The 7,938-nt window shown below is 65.0% G+C and carries 12 protein-coding genes; 5 read left to right on the top strand and 7 right to left on the bottom strand.

Annotated features, from left to right (window positions below):
• Positions 1-149: 149 nt before the first annotated feature.
• Entirely contained in the window at positions 150-569 is a 420-nt protein-coding gene (locus tag EOA24_RS20205) for a VOC family protein (RefSeq protein ID WP_126083339.1), read from the bottom strand.
• 421 nt (positions 570-990) lie between these two features.
• Between EOA24_RS20205 and EOA24_RS20195 the strand changes: the two genes are divergently transcribed.
• Positions 991-2,199: an MFS transporter gene (locus tag EOA24_RS20195; protein ID WP_126083341.1), complete on the top strand. Its 1,209-nt coding sequence runs from the start codon at positions 991-993 to the stop codon at positions 2,197-2,199.
• 86 nt (positions 2,200-2,285) lie between these two features.
• On the opposite strand, the gene EOA24_RS20190 is transcribed toward EOA24_RS20195, so the two are convergent.
• The gene (locus tag EOA24_RS20190) at positions 2,286-2,630 is read right to left on the bottom strand and encodes a hypothetical protein (protein WP_126083342.1); all 345 of its coding nucleotides are present in this window, start codon (positions 2,628-2,630) and stop codon (positions 2,286-2,288) included.
• 194 nt (positions 2,631-2,824) lie between these two features.
• Here EOA24_RS20190 and EOA24_RS20185 point away from each other — a divergent pair, with 194 nt between their 5' ends.
• From EOA24_RS20185 to EOA24_RS20180, 3 genes are all read left to right on the top strand, one after another.
• Complete coding sequence (locus EOA24_RS20185) at positions 2,825-4,165, top strand: hypothetical protein (protein WP_127258065.1); 1,341 nt, start codon at positions 2,825-2,827, stop codon at positions 4,163-4,165.
• Between the two features lie 124 nt (positions 4,166-4,289).
• Entirely contained in the window at positions 4,290-4,421 is a 132-nt protein-coding gene (locus EOA24_RS43925; protein ID WP_281059893.1) for a hypothetical protein, read from the top strand.
• A 45-nt stretch (positions 4,422-4,466) separates the two neighbouring features.
• Positions 4,467-4,958 carry an ankyrin repeat domain-containing protein gene (locus EOA24_RS20180; RefSeq protein ID WP_281059892.1) on the top strand — a complete coding sequence of 164 codons (492 nt, stop codon included), beginning with the start codon at positions 4,467-4,469 and terminating at the stop codon, positions 4,956-4,958.
• A gap of 24 nt (positions 4,959-4,982) precedes the next feature.
• Here EOA24_RS20180 and EOA24_RS20175 read toward each other — a convergent pair whose 3' ends face one another.
• Positions 4,983-5,279 (bottom strand): DUF1330 domain-containing protein, encoded by a 297-nt coding sequence (locus EOA24_RS20175; protein ID WP_126083345.1) that lies wholly within the window; start codon positions 5,277-5,279, stop codon positions 4,983-4,985.
• A gap of 13 nt (positions 5,280-5,292) precedes the next feature.
• Positions 5,293-5,829, bottom strand: a complete 537-nt coding sequence (locus EOA24_RS20170; protein ID WP_127410006.1) for a GNAT family N-acetyltransferase — start codon at positions 5,827-5,829, stop codon at positions 5,293-5,295.
• 202 nt (positions 5,830-6,031) lie between these two features.
• On the opposite strand from EOA24_RS20170, the gene EOA24_RS20165 reads away from it, so the two are divergent.
• Complete coding sequence (locus EOA24_RS20165; protein ID WP_126083346.1) at positions 6,032-6,667, top strand: ankyrin repeat domain-containing protein; 636 nt, start codon at positions 6,032-6,034, stop codon at positions 6,665-6,667.
• Positions 6,668-6,691: 24 nt separating this feature from the next.
• On the opposite strand, the gene EOA24_RS20160 is transcribed toward EOA24_RS20165, so the two are convergent.
• From EOA24_RS20160 to EOA24_RS20150, 3 genes are all read right to left on the bottom strand, one after another.
• Complete coding sequence (locus EOA24_RS20160; protein ID WP_126083347.1) at positions 6,692-6,988, bottom strand: DUF1330 domain-containing protein; 297 nt, start codon at positions 6,986-6,988, stop codon at positions 6,692-6,694.
• Between the two features lie 63 nt (positions 6,989-7,051).
• Positions 7,052-7,615, bottom strand: a complete 564-nt coding sequence (locus tag EOA24_RS20155) for a GNAT family N-acetyltransferase (protein WP_126083348.1) — start codon at positions 7,613-7,615, stop codon at positions 7,052-7,054.
• 62 nt (positions 7,616-7,677) lie between these two features.
• Positions 7,678-7,938: universal stress protein (locus EOA24_RS20150; RefSeq protein ID WP_133374559.1), on the bottom strand; the 261-nt coding region annotated here is incomplete at its 5' end.

The raw sequence follows: 7,938 nt of genomic DNA, 5'->3' as shown, positions 1-7,938 counted from the left end.
GGCTCGAACTCGCCGGCTGGGACACGGCCATCTAAAGCGCGTCGCGATCCTTGGGATTCGCTCCATGCGCTTTAGGTCTTTGATTTTACGCATGTCTTTATCCCGAAACCGGTTCCCACTTTCGGGAGACATGCTTTAAGCATGTCCGGCTAGAAACTGATCTCGACCGCCGCGGCGCTTCGGCTGGCCTCGCCATGGAAGACCGCCTCGATGTTGTTGCCGTCGGGGTCGAGCAGGAAGCAGGCATAGTAGCCGGGATGGTAATGGCGCTCGCCCGGCGCGCCATTGTCCTTGCCGCCGGCGGCGAGCCCGGCCTGGTAGAAGGCATCGACCATGGCGCGGTCCTTCGCCTGGAAAGCCAGATGATGGCGGCCGGTGAGCACGCCGAGCGCGGCGCGGCTGTCGGCGCTGGAGACGAACAATTCGTCGGCCCAGAAATAATCCTGCGCCTCGCCGCCGATCGGGATGCCCAGCACCTCGAACAGGGCGCCATAGAAACGCCGGCTGGCCGCAAGGTCGCGCACCACGAGCTGGATGTGGTCGATGAGCCGGCCGCGATAGAGTTCCATGGGGGGCTCCTGCTGGTTGCTGCGGCTCAATCTAGAAGGGCCCGGTGCGTGGTCAAGACTGCTGACAGTTCGAGAGGCCGGCGGGACAGCGCCCCCCTATGCCCTACCGGGCATCTCCCCCACTTGGGGGGAGATCAGCCTTCACGCGGCCTTTCGCCAATCGCCAACGCCGGGGGAAAAGCGCCAGCACGGGAACTGCCAATCTCCCCCGTCGTGGGGGAGATGTCCGGCAGGACAGAGGGGGGCGAAGGAACGCGGCCTTTCCAGCAGTCCAATAATCGATAGCAAAAAACCAGATAAAAAATGCAACCGGATTTGTAGGATTGGCTCCCGCTTCGGCGTCCTTCGGACGCAAGCGGCCCGGTGGACTGGAAAAACCGTGCCGCATCAAACAGGATGCCTTACGGCATGGAGAAGAACCATGAACCATTCCTATCGTTGGGTCATCGTCGCGGCCGGCGCGCTGATGACCTGTGTGGCGCTCGGCGCCATGTTCTCGCTGGCGATCTTCCTGGAGCCGATGTCGCTCGACACGAACTGGTCGCGCACCGGCATTTCCAGCGCCATGACCTTGAACTTCCTTGTGATGGGCCTCGGTGGCTTCGCCTGGGGCGCGATCTATGACCGGGTCGGCGCGCGGCCCGTGGTGCTTGCGGGCGCCGTGCTGCTCGGCCTGTCGCTGGTGGTGGCGAGCCGCGCCAATTCGCTCATCGTCTTCCAGCTCAGCTACGGCATCATCGTAGGCCTGGCCGCCAGCGCCTTCTTCGCGCCGATGATCGCGCTCACCACAGCCTGGTTCGACACCAACCGAAGCCTTGCCGTGTCGCTGGTCTCGGCCGGCATGGGCGTGGCGCCGATGACCATCTCGCCCTTCGCGCGTTGGCTGATCACCGCCTATGACTGGCGCACCGCCATGTTCGATATCGGCGTCATGGCCTGGGTGCTGCTTTTGCCCGCCGTCTTGCTGGTGCGCCAGCCGCCGGCGGCGGTCGCGGCAAGCGACGGCACGTCGGCGCCCGCCGCCGACGGTCCCGGCATGAGCGTCGGCCAGGCGCTGCGCTCGCCGCAATTCATCGTGCTGGGGCTCACTTTCTTCGCCTGCTGCGCGGCTCATTCGGGCCCGATCTTCCACATGGTGAGCTATGCCATGTCCTGCGGTATCGCGCCGATGGCGGCCGTGTCGATCTACAGCGTCGAGGGCCTGGCCGGCCTTGGCGGACGCGTGCTCTACGGCGTGCTCGGCGACCGGCTGGGCGTGAAACCGGTGCTGGTCGCCGGGCTCGCGATCCAGGGGCTGGTGATCGCCGCCTACCTCGCCGTCGGCCGGATCGAGCAGTTCTACCTCCTGGCCGTCATCTTCGGCGCCACCTATGGTGGCGTGATGCCGCTCTACGCGGTGCTGGCGCGCGAATATTTCGGCCTGCGCATCATCGGCACGGTGCTTGGCGCGGCGACGCTGCTGTCCAGCCTCGGCATGTCGCTCGGACCGCTCGCCGGCGGCATGATCTACGACGCCACTGCCAGCTACCACTGGCTGTTCATCGGTTCCGCGCTGATCGGGCTGGGCGCCGCCGGCATCGCCATCGCCTTCCCGCCGCAGCCGAGCCGGCAGAAGCTGCAGATGGCGTGACGCCGGTAAGAACGCGGCCGCCCGAAGAGCGGGCGGCCGCTGCAACCGATACCCGCTGAAGCTCGAGCACTCACCAGGCGGCGCGTTCAGGCCGACAGATTGTCCATCATCACCGGCGTGTGAGCGGAACCATCCGCGGACACGGTGTCGACCGCCCTCGCCCGCCGCTTCCAGGCCGTCAGCACGATAACCAGCGCGCAGCAGACGGCATTCAGCCAGTTGATCGCGGCCAGCATCGGGTCGTCGAGATTGACGCCGGCATAGAGGCCGGTGGTGGCGTTGGCGCCCGTCCACAGCAGCCAGGTCGTGTAGGAAATCGCCGAAGCGCCGTTCTCGTCGCGCGCCACGCGCAGGATCTGCGGCAGGTAAGAGACGACGCGCAGGCCGTTGAACAGGGTGAACAGACAGAAGGACAGATCGCCAAGCGTCATTCGTGCGTCTCCAAGCCAGCCCGAATGCGGCATAGAAGGGAAAGCGCAATCGGCATGTGAGGCTGTTCACATGCGCAACTTAAAAGTGCGCTTAGACTTTCGAAAGGTTACCGGCATGATCCGGCCGGAAGGTCTGGCTCCCGCATCCCGCCAGGCCTAACGTCGTGCCGGTCACGCCATCCGGAGACATCCACATGGCAAAGACGCTGGACAGCCTTCAAACGCTTTCGCGGGTGCTGCTGCTGCTCGCCGCGACGGTGATCGCGACCGCGGTGTCCTATCACCCGCCTTTCCGCTATTCGCGCGTGCTCGAGGGGCTGAACCGGCTCAATCGGCTCTATGACGAGTTGATTGGCGACATCGGGGCCAACGCAACGCAGGTTTATCGCGCGCAGCTTGCGCCCGCCTTCGCCAAGGCGCCCGCCGCGGAGGCGGAGGCCTTGAAGGCCATGGGATTCGTGCCGGAAATGCTTGCCGCCAGCGCAAATGGGCAAACCACCTCGATTCGTCTGACCAGCCCGGACCTGACGATGCTGGAGCTCAACGGGCTCGCCAATTCCAACTGGCCGGCAGTGTCCTACACGGTGCTTACACTCAATCCCGCGCAATTCGCCAAGTTCGTGGACGACGCGCAAAACATGCCGGCCTGGAACGGCCTGATCGCCGCGAAGGACCTGACGGTCGAGATTGGCGAGCCGGACCCGAAGACAGGGCTCTGCGATCTTGTCTTCCGCTCGGAAAGCTGGGAGCAACAGCGGCGCTCCAGCCTCGTCGCCAGCATCGGCTGTTCGGCGGCGACGGCGCAGGATGTGACGCCCTTGTGGCTCAATTTCTACGTCAGGGCGCAGAAGCAGCTCGGGCTGTTGTCCGACGGCGTGCAGATACCGCAGGATATCGCGCTCCTGCCGCGCTCGATAGCGCGCGACAAGCTCGCCACGCTGGCGACAGGCGAAACCGCCGAAGAGACCGGCGATGTGCTTGGCGCTAAGCTCGGCATCGCCGGCGTGCTCAACATCGGCCCGATCGTCATCATCGTCATGCTCGCGATGATGCTCGGCCAGGCGCGTTGGGCCCGCACGCTTTCCGACAAGGATCCCGCCGAAAGCGCCTTCTGGTTCAGCCAGTTCCTGGGCTGGTCCTCATTCGGCTTCGTCGCCGCGCTTTGGGCGCTGCCTATCGTGGCCGCCGGCATGGCGACCGATGTCACCTATGTCGAGCCGCAGGAACTTCTCGACAAGCACTGGTACGATCCGGCGCTGATCAATTCGCAGAAATGGTTCATCGCCGCGCTCACGATCAGCTTCGTCCTGTCGACATGGCTGGCCATCGAGAACTGGACGGGGGCGCGCGCATGGCAGGGACGCCTGAACACCGCCGCCGCGAAACCCGACGGGGCCGAGGAGGCTGAAGACGAGCCGGCCGTGGTGATCCTGGAGAACCAGGAGCTTGCCGTCAAGGCGCCTCCCCTGGCGCAGGAAGGTCCTCCCCCAAAGGCCCCGCAGCCCCGTACCAAACGTCGGCGATCGGCAAGCTGAAGACACCGCTCCGACGGCCATACGTCCGCCTGCCCGCTGGCACGGCCTCGCGCTCGCTCTCGTCGCGTTTCACCCGCTTGTCGGAGATCAGCACCATCGGGCTCGAGCCGTGTCGCAGGACGGCATGACCTACGACGCCTATGCCAGCTACCACTGGCCGTCCATCGGCTCGGCTCTGCTCGGGCTCGGCGCCGCGGGCATCGCGATCGCCTTCCCGCCGCAGCCGGCTGAAGCTGCAGATGGCGTGAGCGCATGACCGGCGGTCCCAAGCTGCGGGGCCGGCCCATCGCGCGAAATCCATTTGCGGGACGATGGCGAATGTGGAACTCTGAGCCAAGACGCCGCATCTGAATGGCCGGCTCCATGCCGGCGCGATCCGTGGTCCGGAGGGCATCACAGTGGCCGCAGGCTGGAAGCCGACGGCGGTCACTACGACTGCATCCAGGCGCTGGTGCGACACCCTCAGATCGATATCGACGCGCGCGCCGACTACAATGGCCGCACGGCGTTGATCGAAGCGGCAGGGAACTGGCATCTCGATGCCGTCACGCTCCTGGTCGAGCATGGCGCGGACGTCAATGCGGCCGACAAGACAGGGCGAAACAGCGCCCTCATCGAAGCCATCAAGGGGCGGCACTTCGCGGTTGCGCAGTATCTGCTCGATACCGGGAAGGTGAACTTCCTCAACAAGGACATGCGGCTCAACGCGCTGATCTGGGCCGGCAGCGCCCGCAACGCCGAACTCATCGAGCAGCTGGACGCAGCGATCCACAGCTTCTTCGAAGGCAAGTGAACCGCAGCCGTCGGCCTTGGACCGTCAGGCAGGAGCCACCCCTTCGAGGGCGATGATGCGTGTGTGGGCGCAGCGGAAACGGATTTGCTTCAGCCTCTCATACTCCGGTGAGTCGTACCACGCGGTGATCGCGGCCATGTCGGGAAACTCGATTATGACCAGGCGGTGCGGCTCCCAGTCGCCCTCGAGCACTCGCGTCGTGCCGCCGCGCGCGAGATAATGCCCGCCATAGCGAGCCTCGGTTGCCGGCACCTCCCGCCGGTACTCGTCGAACATGGCCATGTCAGTGACATCGACGTCTGCAATCAGATAAGCGGCCATCGAGCTCTCCCTCTCAGATCGTCTTCCACATCATCACGATCGGCACCGGCGCGCCGCCGGTGTCGTCGAAGATCCTCTTGCCCGGCTGGTAGCCGCATGCCCGGTAGAGCGGCTCTCCGGCCATAGTCGCGCCGAGCTCGACACGCCGGAAGCCTTCCTTCCGCGCCGCGTCCTCGCAAAGGGACAGGATGAGGCGGCTAACGCCGCGCCGCACGAAATCGGGATGCGTGTACATCGCCCTGACGCGCGCGGCGTCCCTGGCGGGATCGAGCAATGCCGCGCTGCGCCCGGGCGTCTTGTCGCCGCCGTACATGGTCGAGCGCCTGCTCCAGCCACCGCAGCCGGCGAGCGCTCCCGCGCAGGTCACGACAAAGTAGGTTCCGTCATCGATGAGCTGGGTGTCGAGGCCCATGATGGCGCGGCTGGATTCGATCTGGGCGTCATCGAGGAAGGGTTTTTGCAGCTCGGCGATCGCCAGCCCCATCAGCGCCGAAATCCGTTCGATGTCGTCGCGGGTCGCTGTCCGGTACTGCAACTCCTGGCCGGCCATTCGCGGAATGCCAAGCTCCTTTGGAAAGGGGCTATGTTATATTAGCATCCACTCAAATCAATGCCGAGCGGAGCCACGCGTTGGCTAGCGCGAAAATCCATTTGCCCGATGCCGGTTACTGTGGAACCTTCAGCCGGGGAAGCCGCAAACTGATAACTGCCGGCCTGCTGCCGGTACGAACCATGTTCCGGGGAACATTGCAGTGACGGCAAGCTTGGAAGCCGAAGACGCCAGAAATTGGTCCGACCTGCTGGTCGCAGCCGAGAAAGGCGACGCCGAGACCGTACGTGCCGAACTCGCGGCGGGGGCGGACATCAACCAGACCGACGAAGGCGGCTGGTCTGCGCTGCATCTTGCCGCCCACAATGCCCGCATGGCAGTGCTCGAAGCCTTGATCGCGCGGCCGGCGATCGACGTCAATTCCAGGAACAAATGGAAGAGCACGCCTTTGAGCCTGGCCGCGGCCAAGGGTCACTACGACTGCATCCAGGCGCTGGTGCGACACCCTCAGATCGATATCGACGCGCGCGCCGACTATTATGGCCGCACGGCGTTGATCGAAGCGGCACGGAACGGGCATCTCGATGCCGTCACGCTGCTGGTCGAGCATGGCGCGGACGTCAATGCGGCCGACAAGACAGGGCGAAACAGCGCCCTCATCGAAGCCATCAAGGGGCGGCACTTCGCGGTTGCGCAGTATCTGCTCGAGACCAGGAAGGTGAACTTCCTCAACAAGGACATGCGGCTCAACGCGCTGATCTGGGCCGGCAGCACCCGCAACGCCGAACTCATCGAGCAGCTGGACGAAGCGATCCACAGGTTCTTCGAAGGCAAGTGAACCGCAGCCGTCAGCCTTGGACCGTCAGGCAGGAGCCACTCCTTCGAGGGCGATGATGCGTGTGTGGGCGCAGCGGAAACGGATTTGCTTCAGCCTCTCATACTCCGGCGAGTCGTACCACGCGGTGATCGCGGCCATGTCGGGAAACTCGATAATGACCAGACGGTGCGGCTCCCAGTCGCCTTCAAGCACCCGCGTCGCACCGCCCCGCGCCAGATAGTGCCCGCCATAGCGGGCCTCGGTCGCCGGGACTTCGCGTCTGTACTCGTCGAACATGGCCATGTCGGTGATATCGACATCGGCAATCAGATAGGCGGCCATCGTCGTTCTCCCGTTCTGATCGTTCCTTCCCAGTATATATTAGCAAATAATCATATATATGCTTCAACCCCGCGCCGCCACTCTCTTCTCAACCACCCAGCGGTGCTTACCGATCTGGCGATTGCGGCTGAAACCTTGGCGCTCGAACATCGCCAGCGTGCCGTTGTGCAGGAAGGCGCCGGCGACGGTGCGCCCTTGTGCGTCCTCAGGATAGCTTTCCACCGTGCCACCGCCGAGACGACCGATCTCGGCCAGTGCGCCGGCAAGGGCTGCCGCGGCCACGCCCTTGCCGCGAAAGGCCTTGTCGGAGAAGAAGCAGGTGATGCGCCAGTCGGGCAACACCGCCTGCCCATCCTCGTATGCGCGCCGGTGCTTGATGCGCGGCAGTTCGCCGGTCGGCCCGAACTGGCACCAGCCGACACAAGCCGAACCATCGAAGACGAGCGCGGCATGCGTGCTGCCTTCGCGCACCCGCGCCTCCTTTGCCTCGCGATTGCCCACCGCGCCCGAACCCTTGGCGTGGAACGCCATGCACCAGCAGCCGCACCAAACGCCATTGTGCCGCTCGACCAGCGCGGCAAAATCCGGCCAGGTGGCCATGTCGAGAGGTTTTGTGCTGAAGCTCATCAACGCCTCCTTGCGCAGCAAGATAACCGATCCAGGCCGACTTTGAAGCGAGGGCTCTCCCTTCACCCGGTCCCCGCCCCCGTGCGCACGGCCTCGCGCTCACTCTCGTCGCGTTGCACCCGCTCGTCGGAGATCAGCACCACCGGACACGGGCCGCGCCGCAGGACGGCCGTCGTCGTCTCGCCGAAGATGAGTTCCTCGCCCTGCCGCCGCGATACGCCCATGACGATCAGCGACACGTTGCGGCCGGCCTGGCGGGCGATGGCGTCGGCGGCCGCGGCCCGGCTTCTGATGGCGGTCTCGATCTCGACGCCGTAGCGGTC

This window comes from Mesorhizobium sp. M2A.F.Ca.ET.039.01.1.1 (assembly GCF_003998035.1).
Lineage (GTDB): Bacteria > Pseudomonadota > Alphaproteobacteria > Rhizobiales > Rhizobiaceae > Mesorhizobium.
The sequence above is the reverse complement of the archived record's forward strand: the minus strand, read 5'-3'. Positions and strand labels throughout refer to the sequence as shown.